Annotated in this window: 19 protein-coding genes; 11 read left to right on the top strand and 8 right to left on the bottom strand. The window is 67.2% G+C overall.

Translation table 11 applies throughout. The annotated features are described in order from the left end of the window. Positions 1–92: 92 nt before the first annotated feature. The 7 genes from V5F89_RS09270 to dapA form a co-directional block, all read right to left on the bottom strand. Complete coding sequence (locus V5F89_RS09270; RefSeq protein WP_338445371.1) at positions 93–1,676, bottom strand: hypothetical protein; 1,584 nt, start codon at positions 1,674–1,676, stop codon at positions 93–95. Positions 1,677–1,690: 14 nt separating this feature from the next. After that, a complete protein-coding gene (locus tag V5F89_RS09265) occupies positions 1,691–3,196 on the bottom strand; it encodes a DUF4139 domain-containing protein (protein ID WP_425334345.1) in 1,506 nt (501 codons plus the stop codon). Between the two features lie 79 nt (positions 3,197–3,275). After that, positions 3,276–5,738 (bottom strand): hybrid sensor histidine kinase/response regulator, encoded by a 2,463-nt coding sequence (locus tag V5F89_RS09260; RefSeq protein WP_338445370.1) that lies wholly within the window; start codon positions 5,736–5,738, stop codon positions 3,276–3,278. Next, positions 5,735–6,325, bottom strand: a complete 591-nt coding sequence (locus V5F89_RS09255; protein ID WP_338445369.1) for a DUF2062 domain-containing protein — start codon at positions 6,323–6,325, stop codon at positions 5,735–5,737. The genes V5F89_RS09260 and V5F89_RS09255 overlap by 4 nt, the downstream gene beginning before the upstream one ends. 133 nt (positions 6,326–6,458) lie before the next feature. Beyond that, positions 6,459–6,941 carry an SsrA-binding protein SmpB gene (gene smpB, locus V5F89_RS09250; RefSeq protein ID WP_338445368.1) on the bottom strand — a complete coding sequence of 161 codons (483 nt, stop codon included), beginning with the start codon at positions 6,939–6,941 and terminating at the stop codon, positions 6,459–6,461. Positions 6,942–7,006: 65 nt separating this feature from the next. Continuing rightward, entirely contained in the window at positions 7,007–8,329 is a 1,323-nt protein-coding gene (locus V5F89_RS09245) for a hypothetical protein (protein WP_338445367.1), read from the bottom strand. Then, positions 8,329–9,210 carry a 4-hydroxy-tetrahydrodipicolinate synthase gene (gene dapA / locus V5F89_RS09240; RefSeq protein WP_338445366.1) on the bottom strand — a complete coding sequence of 294 codons (882 nt, stop codon included), beginning with the start codon at positions 9,208–9,210 and terminating at the stop codon, positions 8,329–8,331. The genes V5F89_RS09245 and dapA overlap by 1 nt, the downstream gene beginning before the upstream one ends. A 100-nt stretch (positions 9,211–9,310) precedes the next feature. Here dapA and V5F89_RS09235 point away from each other — a divergent pair, with 100 nt between their 5' ends. Genes V5F89_RS09235 through V5F89_RS09225 form a run of 3 tightly spaced genes read left to right on the top strand, consistent with a single transcriptional unit; the run spans position 9,311 to position 12,455 of the window. Further along, on the top strand, positions 9,311–11,275 hold the full coding sequence (locus V5F89_RS09235) for a transglycosylase SLT domain-containing protein (RefSeq protein WP_338445365.1): 1,965 nt from the start codon (positions 9,311–9,313) through the stop codon (positions 11,273–11,275). Positions 11,276–11,329: 54 nt separating this feature from the next. Next, positions 11,330–11,815, top strand: coding sequence for a transcription elongation factor GreB (greB, locus tag V5F89_RS09230; RefSeq protein ID WP_338445364.1), 486 nt, complete (start codon positions 11,330–11,332; stop codon positions 11,813–11,815). Then, complete coding sequence (locus tag V5F89_RS09225) at positions 11,808–12,455, top strand: invasion associated locus B family protein (protein ID WP_338445363.1); 648 nt, start codon at positions 11,808–11,810, stop codon at positions 12,453–12,455. The genes greB and V5F89_RS09225 overlap by 8 nt, the downstream gene beginning before the upstream one ends. On the opposite strand, the gene V5F89_RS09220 is transcribed toward V5F89_RS09225, so the two are convergent. Next, entirely contained in the window at positions 12,422–13,087 is a 666-nt protein-coding gene (locus V5F89_RS09220; protein ID WP_338445362.1) for an outer membrane protein, read from the bottom strand. The two genes, V5F89_RS09225 and V5F89_RS09220, sit on opposite strands and share 34 nt — an antisense overlap. A gap of 284 nt (positions 13,088–13,371) precedes the next feature. Here V5F89_RS09220 and rlmN point away from each other — a divergent pair, with 284 nt between their 5' ends. The 8 genes from rlmN (at position 13,372) to accD (ending at position 19,896) form a co-directional block, all read left to right on the top strand. After that, positions 13,372–14,613 (top strand): 23S rRNA (adenine(2503)-C(2))-methyltransferase RlmN, encoded by a 1,242-nt coding sequence (gene rlmN, locus V5F89_RS09215; RefSeq protein WP_338445361.1) that lies wholly within the window; start codon positions 13,372–13,374, stop codon positions 14,611–14,613. A 118-nt stretch (positions 14,614–14,731) separates the two neighbouring features. Next, the gene (locus V5F89_RS09210; protein WP_338445360.1) at positions 14,732–15,079 is read left to right on the top strand and encodes a DUF1049 domain-containing protein; all 348 of its coding nucleotides are present in this window, start codon (positions 14,732–14,734) and stop codon (positions 15,077–15,079) included. After that, complete coding sequence (gene pyrF, locus V5F89_RS09205; RefSeq protein ID WP_338445359.1) at positions 15,076–15,750, top strand: orotidine-5'-phosphate decarboxylase; 675 nt, start codon at positions 15,076–15,078, stop codon at positions 15,748–15,750. The genes V5F89_RS09210 and pyrF overlap by 4 nt, the downstream gene beginning before the upstream one ends. A 6-nt stretch (positions 15,751–15,756) precedes the next feature. Beyond that, positions 15,757–16,398, top strand: coding sequence for a phosphoribosylanthranilate isomerase (locus V5F89_RS09200; RefSeq protein WP_338445358.1), 642 nt, complete (start codon positions 15,757–15,759; stop codon positions 16,396–16,398). Between the two features lie 79 nt (positions 16,399–16,477). Further along, positions 16,478–17,716: a tryptophan synthase subunit beta gene (trpB, locus tag V5F89_RS09195; RefSeq protein ID WP_338445357.1), complete on the top strand. Its 1,239-nt coding sequence runs from the start codon at positions 16,478–16,480 to the stop codon at positions 17,714–17,716. Positions 17,717–17,790: 74 nt separating this feature from the next. Further along, positions 17,791–18,210 (top strand): endonuclease domain-containing protein, encoded by a 420-nt coding sequence (locus V5F89_RS09190; RefSeq protein ID WP_338445356.1) that lies wholly within the window; start codon positions 17,791–17,793, stop codon positions 18,208–18,210. Continuing rightward, positions 18,207–18,986, top strand: a complete 780-nt coding sequence (gene trpA / locus V5F89_RS09185; protein WP_338445355.1) for a tryptophan synthase subunit alpha — start codon at positions 18,207–18,209, stop codon at positions 18,984–18,986. The genes V5F89_RS09190 and trpA overlap by 4 nt, the downstream gene beginning before the upstream one ends. Positions 18,987–19,047: 61 nt before the next feature. Beyond that, positions 19,048–19,896, top strand: coding sequence for an acetyl-CoA carboxylase, carboxyltransferase subunit beta (gene accD, locus V5F89_RS09180; protein WP_338445354.1), 849 nt, complete (start codon positions 19,048–19,050; stop codon positions 19,894–19,896). Positions 19,897–19,904 lie beyond the last annotated feature (8 nt).

The raw sequence follows: 19,904 nt of genomic DNA, 5'->3' as shown, positions 1-19,904 counted from the left end.
GTTGTATTCGATTTGTTCCGCAAGAACAAGTGTGGAACGCATCTTTTTTCGAGCAATGTCCAAACGGCGAAAATTCAGGGGCTTGAAGACCGTCAATCGCCCGACCGGCGTACGCGCCAGCGGATTATCCTGTCCGAATTGGCGGGAATTGTCGTTTCGATCTCGCGCATGCCGTCGCGGACCCGGGCCGCGTTCGTGCCCCGCGCTTCCCATTGCGCGCTCCGCCCCAGCCCGATGCGCAGCGTGACCGGAACCGGCAGGGCATTGGCGACTTCGGCTTCCATCCGGGTCCATTTGCGCGGCGCTTCGCCCGGGTCGTGCTCGCTCGTGCGACGGCAGGCGGCCCGGACCTGCGGACTGGTGCCGAGCGCGATCTCGACATCCTGCCCTTTCGCATGGTCGCGCAGGTTCTCCTCCCCCACCAGCAGCGGCCCGCGCGGAGACGGTTCGAAAATCGCCACGCCGCCGGAAGGCAGGGCGACGCCCAGGCCGTGTTCCTCGTCGTTCACCGTTTCCAGCAATCGCGCGGCCGGGTGGAAACCGTCGGGCAGTTGCCCCGGAAGACAGGCGATCCGATAGAGAAAGCGGCCCTCGACCCTTTCCTTGTGCAGGAACGCCACCTGCTTCAGCCCTTTGGCTGCGACGGTGATCGGTTCGGGCACGCGATAGAGCTTGAGGTCGCCGAGTTCCTCCTCCCCCGCCATCACCGCCATCTCCTCGCGGCGTGCTGCCGTGACCATGATCGCGCCGTCCGCCATCGCCGCCATTGCCGGCGGAGGGGGAGCGGGCGGCGGAGGCGGCGGAGGATATCGGGCCGGGGTCCCCTTCGCGGTGCTGCCCAGCGGGTAGCAGGTCAGCCGCAACCGCTCCGCCTGCGGCGGGTCGGCCAGGGCCTGGAAATCGCTTTCGACATTGAGCGTGCCTGCCACCGCCATCAACTCCGCATCGGGAAAGGACTGGCCGTTGTCGTTGAGCAGCGTAAGCCACGAGGTCAGTGCGAGATCGACCCCGCCCCGCCCGTCGCCCTGCCCCAGCGTGGCGACATAGTTCGCCTGCCAGTCGAACCCCCAGGCGAGATAGGTCAGCACGATCCGGTAAGTGCCGCCAGTGGCGTCGCGCGTGTCGATCGAGAACACCGGTTGCGCGGAAAGCCCGGCGGGCACGCGATCGAAAGTCAGCGTTTCGGGCAGGCCGGCGCAGCGTACCGCCTCGAACCGCTCGCCGGTCTGCAGCACGAGGCCGCCGTCGGCCCGGGTGCGCACGATCGCCCGCTCGCTCCGCGCCTCCCCGGTGGCGGGGTTGGTGCGGGTAATCGTCACCCGGTTGCCCAGCGTGCCGTTGACCAGCGCGGCGGGCGACAGCAGTTCCGCATTGCGGTTCTTCTCGATCGTTCCGCCGGGCAGCCCGGTGACGATCGCGCTGACCGCGACCATCCCCTCGGCAACGTCTTCGAAGCGCACCGTGCTCTCGCCCGGCGGCAGCGTGACCGTGCGCGTCTCGCTGATCATCGCGAAACCTTGCGGCCAATCCCGGTCCATGTCCTCGCCGTCGCCGCGGCCGGGGTCGCGATAGACGGTGACCGCGAGCGTTTCGGGCGCCGAGGCATCGACCGCCTGGCGCGCCCCGGCGACATCCGGCAGCATCGCCAGCGCGAAAAGGATCGCGGCACGCCGCATCGCCGCCCGCCCGCTCAGAACCGCGATTCGTAGGTAACGCGGAACGCGCGCTCGCCCTCGGCAGGAACGGGGATCGTCCACTTGCGCCGGTCGGCATTGAGCTGCTGCCCGGGCAGGTCTTCGCTGACGATGCGATAATCGTTGCTCCACCAGCCCCGATCGAGTCCGGCCTGCACCAGATCGACCTCGACCGGCGCCGCCTTGGCATTGGAGAGCGTGTAGCGCATCGTCGTGCGATAAAATCTCTTCGGCCGCTCGACATCGACCCGCTCGACCACTTCGCCGTCGCGGATCACGCGATAGCGCGCGCTGCGCTCCCACTCCGCGGCGGTGATCGTTTCGCGGCTTTCGACTTCGGCCTGGAGGAAGATGTCGAACGCATCGCCGGTCCGCAGGCTCAATTCGCTGCCCATCGGCGTATGGCCGATCGCGTTCTCGCCGATGAACTGGGCATTGCCCTGGCTGTCGCGCTGGTAGAAGCGCACCGTGCCCGCGGGCAGAGCGTCGCCCAGCCCGCCGTCGCGCGAAGACGAGAACGCGATCTCGCTCGACACGTTGACCGGCGCGTCGTCGCTCGCCAGCCAGCCGACGGTGCGGGCGTAGATCTTGCGCGCCGGAACGCCCTGCACGTCGAGGAAGCTCACCTGCTTGGTCTGGTTGTTCGCGATCGTCGTGCGCGCATCGATCGGATACAGGTAGAAATCGCCGACCCGCTCGCGCCCCGCGCTTTCGGTGCCGGGGCGCACCATGCCGCCCGGCGCACGCACCGGCTCCGGCCGCCGGCTGCCGGGGCGGCCGCTTCCCCCGCCCGGATTGCCGGCAACGAGCAGCGTATCGGCCGAGTGGAAGGTCGTGCCGGTGTCGTTGGTCAGCGTGACCCAGCCCTGCATGTCGATCGTGCCCTTCGCCTCGTCGTAGAGCGAGACGTAATCCGCCGACCAGTCGAGCCCGCGGGTGAGATAGCGGATCGCGGCGGGGCGCGTGCCGGCCCGCGCGCTGTCCACCGTGACCGACAGCGTGGGCCGCGCGCGCAAGTTGGGCGGCACCCGGTCGAACACCGCGCGCACCGGCAAGCCGTCGTCGCGCAGCACCTCGATCCGGTTGCCGATCCGCACCACGACGCCGCCGGCGGTCGACAGCACCGTCGCCCGCTCGCGCGTTTCCACCCCGGTCGCCGGGTTGGTGCGGACGAGCGTGACGGTCTGTCCGATCGCCTTTTCCATCAGCTTGGCCGGCGTGAGCAGATCGAAATCGAAATTCTGTTCGATGATCGCCGCCCCGTCGGCATTGAAGCTCAGCGTCTCGGGGCGGATCTGGGCCGAGACGTCGGGAAAGGCGATTCGGCTCCGCCCCTGCGCGATCGGCAGCTGGCGCACGTCCTGCACCAGCGCCTGGCCGTTGTTGTAGATGGTGACCGAAACGTCGCCCTGCGCGGTTTGCTCGGTCGTGTCCTGCGCCATCCCGGCGGGCGCGGCAACGGCGAAGGACAGCGCGCTGCAGGCGGCAAAAGTGCGAAGCATCGATGCAGTCTCCCTTTGCCAGCTCCGGCACCCGGCCGAAGGGCTCCCACGGGGAGGCTAGCCGCCCTGGTCGGGCCTGTCAGGCGGAATCTGCCGGCTTTCCGGCCCGGCTTTCGGCCAGAACGCGCGACACCTCGTCGCTGATCTGCTGGACGCTGAACGGCTTGGCGATGAAGTGCATGTGGGCGACATCGATCTCGCCGCGCAAGTGTTCTTCCGCATAGCCGGACATGAACAGGACCGGCAGGTCCGGGCGCACCTTGCGGACCGCGCGGATCATGGCCGGCCCGTCCATGCCCGGCATGACCACGTCGGACACGATCAGGTCGAACTCCCCGCCGTTGGCGACCGCGGCCAGCCCTTCCTCGCCGTCCGAAGCCACAGTGACGGTATATCCCGCGCGCGACAGGGCGCGCTCGGCGACCGCCCGAACCATGTCCTCGTCTTCCACCAGCAGCACCCGCCCGCCGGCGGACCAGCCGCTTGCCGAAGCAGTCTCCTCGCGGACCTCGCGCGGTTCGGCACCGCGGTGGACCGGCAGATAGATGGTAAAGCGCGCACCCTGGGCCGTACCGTCGGGCCCGGTCACGTTGTCCACGAAAATGAACCCGCCCGATTGCTTGACGATGCCGTAGACCGTCGAAAGCCCCAGCCCCGTGCCCTTGCCCTGCTCCTTGGTCGTGAAGAACGGTTCGAAGATCTTGCCCAGCAGATGCTGCGGGATCCCGCCCCCGTCGTCCTGCACCACCAGCACCGTATAGTCGGCCACGGGGATGATGTCGGACCCCATCTTGCGCACGTCGGCGGCGGATACGCGGCGGGTTGCAAGCGTCAGCTTGCCGGTGCCGTCGCCGCGCGAATGGATCGCGTCGCGCGCGTTGACCGCCAGATTGACGATCACTTGCTCCAGCTGCTGCGGATCGGCACGGACCGGGCCGAGATCGCGATCGTGGTGGACGCGGACCGCGATCTTCTCGCCCACCAGCCGCTTCAGCAGCTGGCTGACTTCGCTCACCACGTCCGGCACCTGCAGCACTTCGGGGCGCAGCGTCTGCTGGCGGCTGAAGGCCAGCAACTGGCGCGTCAGGCTGGCCGCGCGATTGGAATTGGCGCGAATCTGCTGGATATCGTCGTAATCGCTGTCGCCCGGCGTGTGGCGCAGCAGCATGAGATCGCAATAGCCGATGATCGCGGTCAGCACGTTGTTGAAATCGTGCGCCACGCCGCCGGCAAGCTGGCCCACCGCCTGCATCTTGGTCGCCTGCGCGACCTGCCGTTTCAGCCGGGTTTCCTCGGTCGTGTCGACCAGGCTCAGCAACACCGCCGCCTCGCCCAGGCCGCGCACGCCGGCCAGCCCCAGCGAAACCGGCTCGTCGGGCTGGCGGATCAGCCGCACAGCCATGTCGCCGCTCGTCGCCGGACCGCGCGCAAACCGGCGCACGGCGTCGATCAGCGCACTCTTGTCCTCGCGCACCACCAGATCGGAGGGGAACGGAGGCAGCCCGCCCTCCTCCAACGCGACGGCGCGCAGGAAGGCGTCGTTGGCGAAGAGGAGGCGTCCGTCGCGATCGGTCATCGCCAGGCCCAACGGCAGAGCGCCCAGCAGAGCCTCGAGCTGCGGCGTGGCGGCGACATTGCCGCCGCCCTCCCAGCCGCCGCCTATCCCGACCCCGCTGTCGACCAGCAGCATCAACGACGGAACCTCGTCGGCGCGCGCCGGGCGCGCATCCTCGGGATCGCCCAGCGCGACCTGGACCAGCATCTGCGGCGTGCCGCGCCGCCCTTCGCGCGCGAAATAGATCCGGTCGCGGTCGTCGGAACGCAGCTGGGCGACGAAATCCTGCCCCGCCAGCGTCGCCGCCGGATCGCCGGTCGCCCGTTCGGCAAAGCCGGCGCTGACCGCGCGGATCGTTCCGTCGGTGCCGATCACCGCGGCCTCTATTCCCGAGTTCGACAGGAATGCGCCGAGCGGCCCGGAAATCCATTCGCCGACCCGTGCCACCGGGTCTTCCAGCTTCAACGCCGTGAACCGCCAGACCAGGTAATCCCCGCCGCGCCCGACGCGCTCGGCCTCGCCCCGCCAGGTGCATTGGGCATCTTCCTGCGCCAGCGGTTCGGCAAGGCCGCGTCCGTCGCGCCAGGCCTCGCGCGCGGCGCGCACCATCCGCTCCAGCGATTCGCGATCGAGCGAGAGATTGGGCGGCGCCCGGGATATGCCGAACCAGTCGGCATAGAGCGAATTGGCACAAACCAGACGGTTCGCCCGGTCGGTCACCGCGATCGCCGTATCGGACTGCTCGATGGCCGCGACGGTGACCGACCAGTCGGGCTGGGCGAAGGGCTCCTCGCGCGGCACCTGCCGCATACGCGAAATGGCATAGCCCGCGGCCATCAGCGCGGCGAGCCCCACTCCGTAGCCGAGCGCAAGCGAACGGTCGCCCGCGATCAGCCAGACCAGGCCCGTGCTCACCACCAGGGCGGCGGCGATGGCGGCGATCAGCGGCACCCGCGCGATGCCGGCCGCGTCTTCGCGCGCCGTCACCCTTCGCGCGTCCCGAGGCGCCGGTCGAGCCGCAATTCCATCTGGCGCAAACGGCGCGCCCGCCTGCGCGCGACCATCATGCGCCAGACCACGCTGGACAGAAGATAGCCGAGCGCGGCGGAAAAGACCGAGAGGACGACAAAACCGAAGGCCGTGACCCCGGCGACCTGGAAAGCATCGATTGCGAACGCCCAGCGCCCGCTGGCCAGTTCGTCGTTCGCGAAACCGACAGTGACCGCGTCGACTTTCAAAACGAAACGGCCGACCTTGTTCGCCACCAGCAGCCAGAATGGCAGCGTGAAAGGATTGGTGACAAACGTTACCAGAGCCGACAAAGGAACGTTGGCGCGTGCCGGCAGGGCGAGAAAGGCCGCGAGGAATATCTGCCCGACCGGCACGATAAAGGCCGCGAACAGCCCCAGCGCCACTCCGCGCGGCACCGAACGGCGAGTGAAGCGCCACAATTCGGGCGTAAGGAAACGATGCGCGATCGGCGCAAGATACTTGTTGCGCGCCATCGCCTCGCGCGTGGGCATGTGCTTGCGCAGCCAGTCGGCGAGAAAGGTCTTGGAAGGCTTGCCGGTCATCGTCCTGCAATCGCAATGGGCACGGCGCGCCCCGAGGGCAAGTCCGTCGCTGTGAAATGTGGCGAACCGGTCATGGCGCGCGATATGGGTAGCGTGTCGCGAATGGCCAGAGCGTGAACGCGCGCAGCGGCAATCAGCGATTTTCGCGCAGGAGGCGCGCCTTGTCGCGCTTCCAGTCACGCTCCTTGATCGTCTGACGCTTGTCGTGCGCCTGTTTGCCTTTTGCGAGCGCCAGTTCGACCTTGGCCCGGCCGGTGGCGTTGAAATAGACCGACAGCGGAACCAGCGTCATTCCCTTGCGCTCCACAGCACCGAACAGCCGCTCGATCTCACGCGCGTGCAGCAGCAGCTTGCGCGGCCGGCGCGGCTCGTGATTGAAGCGGTTGCCGTGGCTGAATTCGGGGATGTTGGCATTGATCAGCCAGACTTCCCCGTCGCGCACCTCGGCATAGCTTTCCGCGATCGAGGCTTCGCCCGCCCGCAAGGCCTTGACCTCGGTGCCCTGGAGCGCGAGGCCGGCTTCGAACTTGTCCTCGATATGATAGTCGAACCGCGCGCGCCGATTCTCGGCGACGGTCTTCTGCTTGTCGAACGTGGCGGGTTTGGGGCGAGCCATAAGGCCGCGCCATGTAGGCGCTCGAAGCGGTATCGAAAAGCCCCGCGCGCCGATTCAGCCGTGCGTTACGTCTCCTCGCCCGCCATTGCGACCAGGTCCGATGGCAGGACCGGTTCGCTCAACAGGCGCTCCATCCGCCTCCAGCGCAAGTCTTCGTCCGCCTCGCCCGCCTCGATCGCGGCCCGCACCATGTCGCGGCCGAGCCCGTAATTGATGATATAGCTGCGGTAGGTATCGATAAACGCCAGCGATTGCCGGGCGCGTTCGGGCGAAGCGAGCTGGTATCGCTGGAGGAGCGCCAGGGCCTCGTCCGCATCCACCTCGCCGGAGAGGTAGCGCGAGGCGATCGTGTACCGCGCGGCGGCTAGGTCCGCCATCGCGTCGCGCAAGGCGATGTAGCGGGCGACGTCGAGCCCTTCGAGCCCGGCGATCGGCGCCAGCACGTCGCGCGTAAAGGCCACGTCCTCCTCGTCGGGAAAAGCGAGCTCGATCCCGTAATTGGCCGACCCCTCGGCAATCAGCGACTGCGGCGAATAGAGCGGATAGACGGAGAATTCCTGCCACCCGCGCCCGTTCACCAATTCGCGTTCGAGCAGCGCGTTGAACGCGTGGTGCCCCGGATATCCCTCATGGCAACCGAGTTCGATTGCACGGTCGATCCGCACCGGCAGGTCGATATTGACTTCGATCTTCGAATGATAGCTGCCCTGGTAATAGTTGTAGCCGCTCCACGGCTTGTCGGTCACCAGCGCCAGCGCAAAGCTCTCGCCTTCGGGCAGCGCGACATGTTCGCGCGTGCGCCGCTTGCACTCGGCAATCGCGGCTTCCATCACCGGGCGCACGCGGTCGGCAGGTATGTCGAAGCGCTTCTGAAACGTGTCGATCCGCTGCCACAGCGGGCCCTCGCCCGGCACCAGGCGCTCGATCCGCGCCAGCAGGGGATCGAAGCTCGCAAGCGGCGGCAGATCGGACCGGACGCCGAACAGCCCCTCCGCCTCGTCAGCGAACGACAGCGTTTCGCCGCGCATCATCCGCAGCCGCGTGCCGGCCGCGGTGAGCTGCGCGGCCAGGAAGCGGGCTCGCCGTTCTTCCAAGGCGATGCCGTCCACGCCATCGTCGGCAAATGCACTCGCCCGCGCCTTCAAGGCCGCGACGCGCGCTTCCAGCATCGGCAGCGACTGGCCGGGCGCATCGGCCACGGCCTGCGCCCGCACCGCTTCCGGGCCGTAGTAAGCGTCGATATACCCGTCTTCCTTCTCACCGATGGTGAGCTGGAGCAGGAGATAGTCCGCCGCCACAGCGTCGAGCGTATCGGGCGAAGGCTGTGAAACCGTGGCACATCCGGCCAGCGCAATCGCGCTTGCAAGGCCGATCAGCGCGGCCCGCATCAGATAAGACCCGCGTGCTCGAGCGCCTCGTCCACCGCCTTTTTCGCATGGTCCGAACATTCCACCAGCGGCAGGCGCACATCGGGCAGGATCCAGTCGTGCACCCGGCTGAGCGCATATTTGACCGGTGCCGGGCTGGCATCTTCGAACATTGCATAATGCAGCGGATAGAGCAGGTCGTTCAGCTCGCGCGCGCGCACCAGGTCGTTGTCGGCACAGGCCTGCTGGAATTCGGCGCAGAGCGCGGGGGCGACGTTCGCCGTGACCGAGATGCAGCCGGCGGAGCCTGCGGCATTGGCCGGCAGGGCAAGTTCGTCGTCGCCCGAAAGCTGGCAGAAGTCCTTGCCGATCCCGATCCGATGATCTGTCACGCGCGACAGGTCGCCGCTCGCGTCCTTGATGCCCACGATCCGGTCGGGATAGCGCTTGGCCAGCGCGCAGACCGTTTCCGGCTCGATATCGGTGACAGTGCGCCCGGGCACGTTGTAAAGCACGATCGGCAGGTCCGAGTTTTCGGCCAGATAGCTGAAATGCGCGATCAGCCCGGCCTGACCAGGCCGGTTGTAATACGGCGCAACGCACAGCCCGGCGGCAGCGCCCGCCTTGCGCGAGAAATTCATGTGCAGCAGCGCGTTGCGGGTATCGTTGCTGCCGCAGCCCGCGATTACCGGCACCCGCCCGGCGGCCTGCTCGATGCAGATTTCGATGACCCGGTGATGTTCGGCATTGGACAAGGTCGACGCTTCCCCGGTCGTGCCGCAGGGGACCAGCGCCTTGCTCCCGTTTTCGACCTGCCAGTCGACCAGACGGCGAAACGCCGCCTCGTCCAACGTTCCGTCGCGAAAAGGAGTCACCAGAGCCGGAATCGAACCCGAGAACATTGTCTGCATCCTTGCCATTGCCCTACACGCCGGGCGAAACCGGCACTGGGATTTCGGTTATTCAGGGCCTGATAAGGAGACCGGGGGCAACATGTCCAGCATGACACGTATTTCCTTGTACGGACTGACCTTTCTTGCGAGCACCGTGCTGTCCGCCTCCGGTCCTCTGGTGGCACAGCCGGACGGAGTCGACAGCGCGCGCCAGCAACTGGTCGCGACCGTGCCTTCGCAGATCGGGCAAGCGGTCGAACGGTGGAAATTCCTGACCTCGAACGACGAGATGGATTTCGATTCCTACGCCGGCTTTGCCCTCGCCTTTCCCGAGTTTCCGCGCATGGACCTGATTCGCGCCCGGGCGGAGGAGGCGCTGGAACGCGGCGCACCGAGTTCGGAATCGCTGGTCGCCTATTTCGATCGCAATCCGCCCCTCAGCAATCCGGCGCGAGCCCGCTACGCGCTCGCCCTGGCGGGTCTCCAGCGCCCCGAAGCGTTCGAGACGGCACGCGAGGCGTGGCGCGGCGGGGACATGAGCACGCCGGCGGAAGCCTACCTGCTCGGCCTGTTCGGATCGCGCTTCACGCCCGAAGATCACGACGCGCGCATGGCCGCGCTGCTGTGGCAGGGCAAGGCGGAGGCGGCGGCGCGGCACATGCCCCAGGTTTCCCCCGCCTATCGCGACCTTGCAATGGCGCGACTGTCGATTCTTCAGGGCACCGATCCCGCTTCGGCAGGGCTTCCGGTCCCGGCCCAGGCGCGCAGCGATCCGGGCTATGTCTACAACCTCGCGCGGCACTATCGCACCAGCGGCCGGCTGCCGCAGGCGATCGACCTGCTCGCCGGCCGGCCCCCGTTCGCCGGCCAGCCGTTCGACGCGCAGGATTACGTGACAGAGGCGCTGCGTATCGCCCGCGGCGCACCGGCACGACCCGCGGCACAGATCGCAGCCAAGGTCGACGATCTTTTCGCACCCGGAGCCGATATTTCCGGCATGAGCTATCGCCTGCGCGACGATTACACGTCGCTGATGTGGCTCGGCGGCACGAAGGCGCTGTGGACCATGGGCGACGGCAACGGCGCAGCGCCGCTGTTCTATCGCTATGGCGCCGCGGCCCGTACCCCGCAGACACGGTCCAAGGGGTTTTATTGGGCCGGATTGGCATCCCACCGGGCCGGCAATGCCGCCGAGGCGCAACGCTATTGGCTGATGGCAGCGCAATATCCCGAATATTTCTACGGTTTGCTGGCGCTCGAACGACTGGGCCGTCCGACGCCCGACTTCGGCGATGCCACACCGGTCCATCCGACTGCGGAACAGCGCGCGGCCTTCCGGTCCAACCCCCTCGCGCTCGCGGTGCGCGAACTGGCCAAGGGCGGCAGCGACTGGCGCACGGAGCGGTATTTCTTCACCGAGCTTGCAAGCTGGGCCGACGATGCGGGCGAAATGCAACTGGTCGCCGAGTTGGCGCAAGAACTGCGGTTGCCCGAGCTTGCGGTGGTGATCGGCCGGACCGCTCCGGAGAAGGAAATCGCGGGTTTCGAGCGGATCGGCTTCCCCGTGGTCGCGCAACCGGCCGGGACCGACTTCACCATCGTTCATGCCATCGCACGCCAGGAAAGCGAGTTCGATCGGGATCGCATCAGCCACGCCGGCGCACGCGGTCTGATGCAGTTGATGCCCGGCACCGCGCGCGAACAGGCGGGAATGCTGTCGATGAGCTACGACTACGGCAACCTGACTGCCGATCCGCAGTACAACATCCGCCTGGGCGACGCCTATTTCGCGCGCATGATGGATTACTACGGCGGCAGCTACCCGCTCGCGATCGCGGCCTACAATGCGGGGCCGGGCAATGTGAACAAGTGGCTGCGCGCCAACGGCGATCCGCGCAACGGATCGGTCGACTGGCTGCGCTGGATAGAGGAAATCCCGATCTTCGAAACCAAGAACTACGTCCAGCGCGTGATCGAAAACGCCGTGGTTTACGAGGCGATGTACCCCGACCGCGTTCGTTACGGGAAACCGAAGGGCGTCAGCCAGTTCCTCGGCAAATCGACGCCGGGCTGAGCCCGCCCGTTCCCCCCGCTTTCGCCGCCGCGCCCGTTCGGCTAGTGACCGCTCATGCCCGCAACCGCCAAGACGAACCCGATCACCCCGGCCGGGTATAGTGCGCTCAAGGCGCGTTATGACCGCCTGCTGGGGGTCGAACGACCGGAAATCGTCGAGATCGTCTCGTGGGCCGCGGGCAACGGCGACCGGAGCGAGAACGGCGACTATATCTACGGCCGCAAGCGCATGCGCGAGATCGACCGCGAACTGGCGCATCTCGCCCGCCGGATGAAGGCGGCGCGGGTGATCGATCCCGCCGAGCAGACGGACAGGTCCCGCGTGTTCTTCGGCGCGCGGATCGAGCTTGCCGACGAAGACGACCGGCGCAAGATCGTGACTCTGGTGGGCGACGATGAACAAGACGCCGGCGCCGGGCGGATCGGCTGGTCCAGCCCGATGGCGCGAGCCCTTCGCGGCGCGGCGGTGGGCGATGTGCGCACTGTGCGCCTGCCGGGCGGCGAAAAGGAATGGGAAGTGGTCGCCATCGCCTATGACTAGAGTCGTTTTCAGCAGGGCCGATGCGACACCGGCCCGCCTCAATGAAAACCTCCCTAGAGCCGCGATCCTGACGCTGGCGCTGGCGCTGCTGGCTCTCGCCGCTCCGCTGGCGGCCCGCGACAGTCTGGGCGTCTTTTCCAACTGGGCCGCATTTCGCGATCCCGGCGTTCCGCGCTGCTATGCCATTGCGCGCCCGATGGCGAGCGGGCGATCGGCCGACTATCGCGCTTTCGCCAGTGTCGGCACCTGGCCGCGGCGGCGGATTCGCGGGCAGATCCACTTTCGCCTGTCGCGCAAGCTCGCACCCGATGCCAGGATCGTGCTGCGCGTGGGGCAACAGCGCTTCTCGCTCACCGGCGGCGGCGGCGATGCCTGGGCGCGCGACAAGCGGATGGATGCGGCAATCGTCGCCGCCATGCGCGCCGCGGGCCGGATGACGGTATCCGCCACCGACAGCCGCAACCGGCGTTTTTCCGACAGCTACGATCTTACAGGGGCAGCCACCGCGATGGACGCGGCGACCGTGGGCTGCGCGCGTATCGGACGCCGATACGAAAAGGGCGAGGCCGCAGCCCCGCCCTTCCCACTCGGTGACGATGTGCCGGATCAGAAGCGCATGCCCACGCCGGCCATGACCTGATGACGGTCGGTATCGACGTCGAAGTTCGGCGTCGTCGAACCGTCACCCATTTCGATGTTCGCGTCCTCGTAGTTCGAATAGCGATATTCGAGATTCACGAATGTGTTCGGGCTTATCGCGTATTCCGCACCCGCGCCGATCCGCCAGCCGTCGAGCTTGAAATCGCGGTCCGTCTCGGTCTCGCCGTCGTTCGACAGGATGTTGAGCTTGGCATTGGTATACCCGCCCTTGGCATAGAGCAGGGCATCCGGGGCGACTTTCGCGCCGATACGCGCGCCGACGTAGAGATCGCGGCCGGCATCCACGCTGCCGAAACCGAAGCCCTGGAAGTCGCCGTCGTCGAATTCGGTCTTGGCCGTCGAATCGGTGTATTCGCCTTCGATGCCCAGAACGGCACCGCCGATATCGAAGTCGTAGCCGGCGGTAACGCCATAGGCGAAGCCGTCGATCGACTGGTCGTTATCGTCATTGGTGTCGTCGTCGACAGAGCTGCCGGCGCCGGTCACGTCGTAACCGCCGGTCACGCCGATGCGCGGCCCCGTGAAGGTGGAATCTCCGGTCGATTGCGCCATCGCCGGGGCGGCAAGCGCCATGAGCGATCCGGTGGCGATGAGTGCGATTGCGTATTTCATAAGTACTCCGTTGTTGTCCGGCGAACGGCCCTCTGGCCGCCCGCCTGGACCACGCAAACGGCACGCGGATCGATACGGTTTCATGAACCTGATACAACGAAGTTCATGTGGCTTTTCAGCCACATATTTGTCGACAAACCGCGCGATTTCATCGACGAACGTATGGGAACCCGAAGCGCTGGCCGGTCCACCCGCGATTTTCTTCCCGCCATGCCGGAACATTCGGCGCAATCGGCCGCATCCCTTTGCCATGCGCGCGCCGGCGCCCTATATGCCGCCCTGCCATGGCCGATACCGCATTGATGAGCATTCCGGGGCAAGTCGACCCCGTTCCCGTCGCGCGCGACATTACTCCGCGTGCGGACGGGCGCGTGGACCTGATCGGATTGCCGCGAACGCGCATCGCCGAGCTGTTCGCGGAAGCCGGGCTCGATCCGCGCCAGGCCAGGCTGCGGGCGAAGCAGGTCTATCACTGGCTGTATCACCGCGGCGCCACCGCGTTCGAGACGATGACCGACATCGCCAAGACGATGCGCCCCTGGCTGGCGGAGCGGTTCGTGATCGGCCGCCCCGACGTGGTCGAGGCGCAGCATTCCAGCGACGGCACGCGCAAGTGGCTGCTGCGCACTGCCGACGGGCACGAGTTCGAAATGGTCTTCATCCCCGATGCGGACCGCGGCACGCTGTGCGTTTCCAGCCAGGTCGGCTGCACGCTTAACTGCCGTTTCTGCCACACGGGCACGATGCGCCTGGTGCGCAACCTGACTCCGGGCGAGATCGTCGGCCAGGTCATGCTCGCACGCGACGCCCTGGGCGAATGGCCGAAGGGACGGATGGACGTGGCGGAGGTCGAGGACGAAGCCGAATATACCGCCGACGGCCGCCTGCTGACCAATATCGTGATGATGGGCATGGGCGAGCCGCTCTACAACTTCGACAACGTGCGCGATGCGCTGCGGCTGGTGATGGACGGCGACGGTCTGGCGCTGTCCAAGCGGCGCATCACGCTGTCCACCAGCGGCGTCGTGCCGATGATGGGCCGGTGCGGGGAGGAAATCGGGGTCAACCTGGCGGTTTCGCTCCATGCGGTGACCAAGGAGGTGCGCGACGAAATCGTCCCGATCAACCGCAAGTACGGAATCGAGGAACTGCTCGCCGCCTGCGCCGCCTATCCCGGCGCCTCCAACGCCCGCCGCATCACATTCGAATACGTCATGCTGAAAGGCAAGAACGACAGCGACGACGACGCGCGCGAGCTGGTTCGGCTCATCAGGGAATACGGGCTGCCGGCGAAAGTCAATCTGATCCCGTTCAACCCCTGGCCCGGCGCGCCCTACGAATGCTCGACACCCGAACGCATCCGCCGCTTTTCGGATATCGTGTTCGAAGCCGGCATTTCGGCCCCGGTGCGGACCCCGCGCGGGCGGGATATCGATGCGGCCTGCGGGCAGTTGAAAACGGCTGCGCGGAAGATCAGCCGCGCACAGCGCGACCGCGAGGCTGCAGAGGCGGCGGCGGCATCCTGATTGGCCCGGCGGCGCGCATCTCGCGCCGTCGCGCAGGCTGTGCGCAAGTCCATGGACTTCCCTTGCAATCGCATCGCGACTAGGGTTGCAGGGCCTGCAACGGGGAGCGAAACCGACCATGCAAATCGTACGAACCGTCATCTGGGTGCTGCTGCTGGCCGCGCTGCTGGTCTTCTCGGCATTCAACTGGACTCCGGTGGAAGTGAAGATCTGGCAGGGGCTCGTGCTCGAAACCAAGATCCCTGCCCTCGTGATCGTCGCCTTCCTGCTCGGCCTGCTGCCCATGTGGTTGCTTCATCAGGGATCGAAATGGCGGCTGAACCGGCGCATCAGCTCGCTGGAGACGGCCCACCGCACGGCGGTGGCCAATGCCGCGGCCGTGCCGCCGCCGGCCGAACCGACGCACGATGCCGACTCCGGCTCGCTCGCCGGGGAAACGACGGAGCGGCCCAAAGACACTCTATGAGCAACCCGGTCTATCTCGCCCTGGACCTGCCGCAACTCGACGCCGCGAAAGCGCTCGCGGAGAGGGTTCGCGCGCATATCGGCGGGATCAAGCTGGGGCTGGAATTCTTCTGCGCGCACGGCCATCACGGGGTGCACGAAATCGCGCATCTCGGCCTGCCGATCTTCCTCGACCTCAAGCTGCACGACATACCCAACACCGTCGCCGGCGCCATGCAGGCGATCCACGTGCTCGAACCCGCCATCGTCACCGTTCACGCAAGCGGCGGCCGCGCGATGATGGAAGATGCCAAGGCCGCGGCCGGGAACGGCACGCGGGTGGTGGCGGTCACCATGCTGACCAGCATGGACGATCGCGATCTCGTGCAGACCGGGGTGGCGGGGAAAGCGCACGACCACGTTCTGCGGCTGGCCGAACTGGCTCAGGCCGCCGGGCTGGACGGGATCGTCTGCTCGGGACACGAAGTCGCCGCAGTGCACCGGCAGTGGAAGGACGGTTTCTTCGTCGTCCCCGGTCTGCGCATGGCGGACAACGGGATCGGCGACCAGAAGCGTGTCGTCACGCCGCGCCGGGCGCGCGACGATGGGGCCAGCGTGCTCGTCGTCGGCCGCCCGATCAACCGCGCCGACGATCCGGTCGCCGCCGCGCGGGCGATCGAGGCCACGCTCTAGGCCGCAATGTCTCCGCCGAAAATCAAGATTTGCGGGCTGACGTCCCGCGAAGCGCTCGACGCCACGATCGCCGCCCGGGCGGATTACTGCGGGTTCGTGTTCTATCCCCCCTCCCCGCGCAACCTCGCGCCCGAAACCGCGCGTGCCCTGGCTGCCCATGCAGGCGCCCGGATCGGCAAAGTCGGCCTCTTCGTCGACCCCGAGGACGCACTCCTGGCCGCGGGGATCGAGGCCGGATCGCTCGACGCGGTCCAGCTTCACGGCGGCGAAACGCCCGCTCGCGCGGCGGAAGTGCGCGCCCGCTTCGGCCTGCCCGTATGGAAAGCCATCGCGGTCTCCTCTGCCGCCGATATCGGCCGTGCCGAGGAGTACCGCGAGGCAGCCGATCTGATCCTGTTCGACGCACGCACGCCGAAAGGCGCGCTGCCCGGCGGCATGGGGCTGAAATTCGACTGGTCGCTGCTCGCCGGATATGCCGGCGCCATGCCGTGGGGGCTGGCGGGCGGGCTGGCGCCCGGCAATGTCGGCGAAGCGATCCGGGCGACCGGGGCGCCTCTGGTCGATACGTCCACGGGAGTCGAGAGCGCTCCGGGCGAGAAGGACCCGGGCAGGATCGCCGCCTTCTGCGCCGCGGTCCGGGCTCGTTAATCGGCGTGCAGTGCCGGCATCGGTCCGCCGACACTTCGGGTAGACAGCACCGCGCCCCTGTGACAAGCGGCTGATCACGATGAACCAGGGCAAATCCGATCCCGTGCCGCCGCCCGCGAACAGCTATCGCCAGATGCCCGATTCGCGCGGGCATTTCGGCGAATACGGCGGCCGCTACGTCGCCGAGACGCTGATGCCGCTCGTGCTCGAGCTGGAGCGCGAATATCGCGCGGCTCAGGCCGATCCTGCGTTCAAGGCGGAGTTCGACGACCTGCTCGAACACTATGTCGGCCGCCCCTCGCCACTCTATTTCGCAGAACGGCTCACCGAGGCGCTCGGCGGCGCGCAAGTGTGGTTCAAGCGGGACGAACTCAACCACACCGGCGCGCACAAGATCAACAATTGCATCGGGCAGATTCTGCTGGCGATCCGCATGGGCAAGACGCGCATCATTGCGGAAACCGGCGCCGGCCAGCACGGGGTCGCCACCGCCACCGTCTGCGCGCGCTTCGGGCTGCCCTGCGTGATCTACATGGGCGCGACCGACGTTGCCCGGCAACAGCCCAACGTGTTCCGCATGAAGCTGCTCGGCGCGGAGGTGGTGCCCGTCACCAGCGGCCGCGCGACCTTGAAGGATGCGATGAACGAGGGGTTGCGCGATTGGGTCGCGAACGTCCACGACACGTTCTACATCATCGGCACCGCCGCCGGCCCGCACCCCTATCCCGAGCTGGTGCGCGATTTTCAGAGCGTGATCGGCAAGGAAGCGCGCGAGCAGATGCTCGGCCGCACCGGGCGCCTGCCCGACCTGCTGGTGGCGGCGATCGGCGGCGGCTCGAATGCGCTTGGCCTCTTCCACCCCTTCCTCGACGACCCTGACGTGAAGATGCTGGGGGTCGAGGCGGCGGGGCACGGCCTCGACGGGGACGAACACGCCGCCAGCCTGCTCGGCGGCTTTCCCGGCGTGCTCCACGGCAACCGCACGTACCTGCTGCAGGACGAGGACGGCCAGATTACCGAGGGGCACTCGATCAGCGCCGGCCTCGACTATCCGGGCATCGGGCCGGAGCACGCCTGGCTCAAGGACACAGGCCGCGTCGAGTACACCGCGGTCACCGACGAGGAGGCGCTCGACGCCTTCCAGCTCCTCTGCCGCACCGAGGGTATCATCCCCGCGCTCGAACCCAGCCACGCCATCGCTGCCGTGGCCAGGCGCGCGAAGGAAATGCCGAAAGACAGCGTGATCCTCGCCAACCTCTGCGGACGGGGCGACAAGGACATCTTCACCGTGGCGGAGCGGCTGGGAGTGGAAATCTAGCCCTCCCCCTTGAGGGGCGAGGGTTGGGAGAGGGGACGATGCGAGAGGCCGAACTGCTCAGGAACGCGAGAAGCATGCGCAAGGACATGCCCGAACCCGCTCTGCCACTGTGGTCGGAATGGCGCGCAGGGCGTTTTCGCGGGGTCAAGTTCCGGCGGGAAAAGGTGATCGAAGGCTTTATCGCCGACTTCGCTGCGAACGATCCGAAGCTGGTGATCGAAATCGACGGCGACACTCATGCGATTCAGGCGGGCTACGACGCGAAACGGACAAGGATGCTGGAAGATCGGGGGTATCGTGTGATCCGGTTCGCGAATTCGGATGTGACGACGAATATGGAGGGCGTGCTGGAGCATCTTGGCGAAGTGATCGACGAATTGCATTCTCCCCCTCTTCCAACCCTCTCCCCTGAAGGGGAGAGGGCTTTGAATGGCGCAACCGACTCCCTCTCCCCTTCAGGGGAGAGGGTCGGGGAGAGGGGAGCGCAGGAATGACCCGCCTCCCCGCCGCCTTCTCCAAACCCCATCCCGCACTTGTCTGCTTCCTCACCGCGGGCGATGGCGACACCGCGGCCAATCTCGACGCGCTGGTCGAGGGCGGCGCGGATGTGATCGAGCTGGGGATGCCGTTCACCGATCCGATGGCCGACGGCCCCGCGATCCAGGCGGCGAACATCCGTTCGCTCGGCGCGGGGACGACGACCGCCGACGTGCTGGGCATCGCGCGCGCGTTTCGCCAGCGTCACCCCGACGTGCCGCTGGTGCTTATGGGCTATGCCAACCCGATGGTCCGACGCGGGCCGGAATGGTTCGCCGCGGCCGCGAAGGAGGCGGGCGTGGACGGGGTGATCTGCGTCGACATCCCGCCCGAGGAGGACGATGCGCTCGGCCCCGCCCTGCGCGCTGCCGGAATCGCCCCGATACGCCTCGCCACCCCGACCACCGACGCCGCGCGCCTGCCGCGAGTGCTCGAAGGGTCGGACGGATTTCTCTACTACGTCTCGGTCGCGGGGATCACCGGCAAGCAGCAGGCGGCACAGGCGAGCATCGAAGAGGCCGTGGCACGGCTCAAGGCCGCAACCGACTTGCCGGTGGCGGTCGGTTTCGGCGTGCGCAGGCCGGAGCAGGCGGCGGCTATCGCCCGGGTTGCCGATGGCGTCGTCGTGGGATCGGCCCTTGTCGAACTCGTGGGCGAACACGGCAGCGACGCGCCCGAGCATCTGCGCAAGCTCACCTCGGCGCTCTGCGAAGCGATCCGCGCCGCCCGCTGATCCCCCGCCTGCGAACGGGAGGGGGCTGTCATTCGCTCGATTTCGGTTTAAGGCCCGGCCCATGAACTGGTTCACCCGCGTACGCAATTCGCTGCCTTTCGTGGCCAAGCGCTCGACCGAGGAAACGCTGTGGGTCAAATGCCCCGGCTGCTCGGAAATGCTGTTCACGAAGGAATACGAGGACAATCTCAAGGTCTGCCCGCGCTGCGGCCACCACGGGCGGATCGGCGCCGACGAGCGGCTGCGGCAGTTGCTCGACCAAGGCTACGAGGTCCTGCCACAGCCCGAAGTGGCGGAAGATCCGCTGAAATTCCGCGATACCAAGAAATACACCGACCGGCTGAAACAGGCGCGGGCGAAAAACCCGCACCGCGACGCCTTCACCGTCGGATCGGGCGTGATCGAAGGACATCCGGCGGTCGTCGGCGTGCAGGATTTCGGCTTCATGGGCGGCAGCATGGGCATGGCCGTCGGCACGGCCTTCTGCCAGGGGGCCGAGCGTGCGCTGACACGCAAGTGCGCCTATATCGTCGCCACCGCCGCCGGGGGCGCGCGGATGCAGGAAGGCATCCTCAGCCTGATGCAGATGCCCAAGGCGACGGTGATGACGCGCCGCCTCAAGGACGCCGGGCTGCCCTATATCGTGCTGCTGACCGATCCCACGACCGGCGGCGTCACTGCCAGTTACGCCATGCTGGGCGACGTGCATATCGCGGAGCCGGGCGCGCTGATCGGGTTCGCCGGCCAGCGCGTGATCCAGGACACGATTCGCGAAAAGCTGCCCGACGGGTTCCAGCGCGCCGAATACCTGCACAAGCACGGCATGGTCGACATGGTGGTAAAACGTCACGACCTGAAACGGACGCTGGCGAGCCTGCTCGACTATCTCCAGCCGAAGGCGGCCGCCTGATCCGGTAA

The sequence above is a fragment of the Pelagerythrobacter marensis genome, assembly GCF_036700095.1.
GTDB lineage: Bacteria > Pseudomonadota > Alphaproteobacteria > Sphingomonadales > Sphingomonadaceae > Pelagerythrobacter > Pelagerythrobacter marensis_A.
Note: the sequence above shows the minus strand (reverse complement) of the source record. Positions and strands in the feature narration are given on the sequence as shown.

What these genes read in the sequence shown, in the direction of transcription:
- V5F89_RS09270 (WP_338445371.1), bottom strand. Translation starts at nt 1,676, where the DNA reads ATGCGGCGTGCCGCGATCCTTTTCGCGCTGGCGATGCTGCCGGATGTC.
- V5F89_RS09265 (WP_425334345.1), bottom strand. Translation starts at nt 3,196, where the DNA reads ATGCTTCGCACTTTTGCCGCCTGCAGCGCGCTGTCCTTCGCCGTTGCC.
- V5F89_RS09255 (WP_338445369.1), bottom strand. Translation starts at nt 6,325, where the DNA reads ATGACCGGCAAGCCTTCCAAGACCTTTCTCGCCGACTGGCTGCGCAAG.
- smpB (WP_338445368.1), bottom strand. Translation starts at nt 6,941, where the DNA reads ATGGCTCGCCCCAAACCCGCCACGTTCGACAAGCAGAAGACCGTCGCC.
- V5F89_RS09245 (WP_338445367.1), bottom strand. Translation starts at nt 8,329, where the DNA reads ATGCGGGCCGCGCTGATCGGCCTTGCAAGCGCGATTGCGCTGGCCGGA.
- dapA (WP_338445366.1), bottom strand. Translation starts at nt 9,210, where the DNA reads ATGTTCTCGGGTTCGATTCCGGCTCTGGTGACTCCTTTTCGCGACGGA.
- V5F89_RS09235 (WP_338445365.1), top strand. Translation starts at nt 9,311, where the DNA reads ATGACACGTATTTCCTTGTACGGACTGACCTTTCTTGCGAGCACCGTG.
- greB (WP_338445364.1), top strand. Translation starts at nt 11,330, where the DNA reads ATGCCCGCAACCGCCAAGACGAACCCGATCACCCCGGCCGGGTATAGT.
- V5F89_RS09225 (WP_338445363.1), top strand. Translation starts at nt 11,808, where the DNA reads ATGACTAGAGTCGTTTTCAGCAGGGCCGATGCGACACCGGCCCGCCTC.
- V5F89_RS09220 (WP_338445362.1), bottom strand. Translation starts at nt 13,087, where the DNA reads ATGAAATACGCAATCGCACTCATCGCCACCGGATCGCTCATGGCGCTT.
- rlmN (WP_338445361.1), top strand. Translation starts at nt 13,372, where the DNA reads ATGGCCGATACCGCATTGATGAGCATTCCGGGGCAAGTCGACCCCGTT.
- V5F89_RS09210 (WP_338445360.1), top strand. Translation starts at nt 14,732, where the DNA reads ATGCAAATCGTACGAACCGTCATCTGGGTGCTGCTGCTGGCCGCGCTG.
- pyrF (WP_338445359.1), top strand. Translation starts at nt 15,076, where the DNA reads ATGAGCAACCCGGTCTATCTCGCCCTGGACCTGCCGCAACTCGACGCC.
- V5F89_RS09200 (WP_338445358.1), top strand. Translation starts at nt 15,757, where the DNA reads ATGTCTCCGCCGAAAATCAAGATTTGCGGGCTGACGTCCCGCGAAGCG.
- trpB (WP_338445357.1), top strand. Translation starts at nt 16,478, where the DNA reads ATGAACCAGGGCAAATCCGATCCCGTGCCGCCGCCCGCGAACAGCTAT.
- V5F89_RS09190 (WP_338445356.1), top strand. Translation starts at nt 17,791, where the DNA reads ATGCGCAAGGACATGCCCGAACCCGCTCTGCCACTGTGGTCGGAATGG.
- trpA (WP_338445355.1), top strand. Translation starts at nt 18,207, where the DNA reads ATGACCCGCCTCCCCGCCGCCTTCTCCAAACCCCATCCCGCACTTGTC.
- accD (WP_338445354.1), top strand. Translation starts at nt 19,048, where the DNA reads ATGAACTGGTTCACCCGCGTACGCAATTCGCTGCCTTTCGTGGCCAAG.